The organism is Pedobacter sp. MR2016-19 (genome assembly GCF_014947265.1).
GTDB lineage: Bacteria > Bacteroidota > Bacteroidia > Sphingobacteriales > Sphingobacteriaceae > Pedobacter.
On record NZ_JADCNK010000058.1, the window covers coordinates 1 to 415 of the forward strand.

The window sequence follows — 415 nt, forward strand, 5'->3', positions numbered from 1 at the left end:
GGTTACCGATAGCCAGGGTAAAACAGCAAGTAATACTTATCCAATTAAAGTAAATGGTACCTTAACTTTACCGACAAAAACTTTACCTAACGGTATTGTTGGTTCTTCTTACTTACCGCAAACATTACCGGCTGTAACAGGTGGAACGTCTCCGTATACATATGTAGTAACAGACCTTCCTCCTGGATTATCTTTCAACCCTACTACAAGAGAAATTACCGGAACACCGACGCAAGGTGGTACTTATAATGTTGCTTTAACCGCTACAGATGCTAACAATAATAAAGCAACAACGACTTATGCCATAACCGTAACTGTAAATGCACCGCTTGTGGCTTCAGCTACCGTATGTACCGGAAGCACTGCTACTTTAACAGTGAGTAACCTACAGGCTGGTGTAACTTATAACTGGTAC

General features: G+C 41.2%; 1 protein-coding gene. It reads left to right on the plus strand.

Going from position 1 to position 415, the window contains the following annotated elements; genetic code table 11:
- Window positions 1-415 (plus strand): putative Ig domain-containing protein (locus tag IM793_RS24710; protein WP_193426177.1); only part of this gene is annotated, 415 nt, incomplete at both ends.